A 1,526-nucleotide genomic window follows, 5' to 3' on the forward strand; every position below is an offset into this window, starting at 1 on the left:
GCCTTCCTCGGTCGCGCCGGCGAGGCGGTGCTCATGGTGAGCGATGCCGGTCCGGGAATCCCACCTGAAGAGCGGGAGCATGTCTTCGAGCGCTTCTACCGCCTCGCCATCCAAGGCGGCGAGCCTCACAGTGACGCTGCCGCCTGGCCTGGAATAGCGCAGAGCATTGTCGACCAGGTTGACGATCATCTCGCGCAGCATCGTGCCGTCGCCGATCACCGGCACCGGTCCGTTCTCATCGAGGCCGAGGTCGATATCGCGCTTGATCGCCGCCGGCGCCTGCGCTTCCAGCACCTGGCGGGCGGCTTCGGTGAGGTCGATACGGTCGGCGCGCGGCCGCCGGCTGCCGGGTTCCGCTCTCGACAGCGTAAGCAGCTGTTCGGCCAACCGCGCCAATTTGCCGGAACTCGTCTGCAGCGCCACCAGCGCCTCCTGGCGCCGGTCGGCCTTGGTCTCCCGCAACGCATAGCTTGCCTGTGTCGACAAGAGCGCCAGCGGCGTGCGCAGCTGGTGCGCGGCATTGGCGATGAAGCGCCGCTGCGCCGCCATCTGCGCCCGCACGCGCTGCATATAGGCGTTGAGCGCTTCGATCAGCGGCCGGATCTCGCTCTGCGCGCCCGGAACCTCGACCGGCTCGAGATCGCTGCGGCTGCGCGAACGCACGGCGTCGCGCAGCCGGATCAGCGGCGCCAGCCCGCGGCGCAGGCCGAGCAGCACGAACACGCCGGCAATAGCCACCAAGGCAAGCTGCTGGGCGAAGGCGCTGAGCCACAGCCGCTTCACCATCGCGTCATGGCCGGCGAGCGTGACGCCGACCGTGACCTTGATGGGCGAATCCGCGCCGGCGCCGATCACCGCATGGCTGAGCGTTGCCAGGCGCAGCGGATGATCGCGATAGGAGGCTTCGATGCTGTTCCGCTCCGACGCCACGGGCAGGTCGGGGTAGCCGGTCAGCAACCGTCCGCCGGCGGTCTCGACGCGATAATAGACGCTGTCGCGGTCGCCTGTGTCGAACATCTCGATCGCCGCCGGCGGCACGATGGCGTCGAGCACGCCGTCGGCCATCGCCACCTGCTCTGCGATGGCGCGCGCCGAGCCTACCAGCATGCGGTCGGTGACGAGGTCCGCCGTCGCCAGGGCGTTGCGCTGGCTGGTCCACAGATTGATGGCGGCCAAACCGGCCAGCGGCAGCACCACCCAAGCCAGCAATTGGATCCGAAGGCTGCCGATCCGAAGACTGCCGATTCTCATGGCGCCGGATCGTCGTGACGCAAGAGGTAGCCGAGGCCGCGCAAGGTGGCGATCTGGACGCGCGATCCCTCGAGCTTCTTGCGCAGCCGGTGCACGTAGATCTCGATGGCGCTTGGGTCGGCGTCGGTGTCGAAGTCGTAGATCGCCGCCGAGAGCGCCGCCTTGCTCACCGTGCGTCCGGCCTTGACGACCAACTGTTCCAGCACCGCGTGCTCGCGCGGCGTCAGCGACAGCGTCGCGCCGGCAAGCGAGAACAGGCGGGGGTTGGGGGCGAA

At 68.9% G+C, this 1,526-nt stretch carries 2 protein-coding genes; both read right to left on the reverse strand.

Annotated elements, in window-relative coordinates; all coding sequences use genetic code 11:
• Positions 1-1,251: sensor histidine kinase (locus EOA24_RS37615; protein WP_133374900.1), on the reverse strand; the 1,251-nt coding region annotated here is incomplete at its 3' end.
• Positions 1,248-1,526, reverse strand: a 279-nt coding sequence (locus EOA24_RS37620; RefSeq protein WP_189354581.1) for a winged helix-turn-helix domain-containing protein, incomplete at its 5' end; no start/stop codon positions are given. The genes EOA24_RS37620 and EOA24_RS37615, both read right to left, overlap by 4 nt.

This window comes from Mesorhizobium sp. M2A.F.Ca.ET.039.01.1.1 (genome assembly GCF_003998035.1).
Taxonomy (GTDB): Bacteria; Pseudomonadota; Alphaproteobacteria; order Rhizobiales; family Rhizobiaceae; genus Mesorhizobium.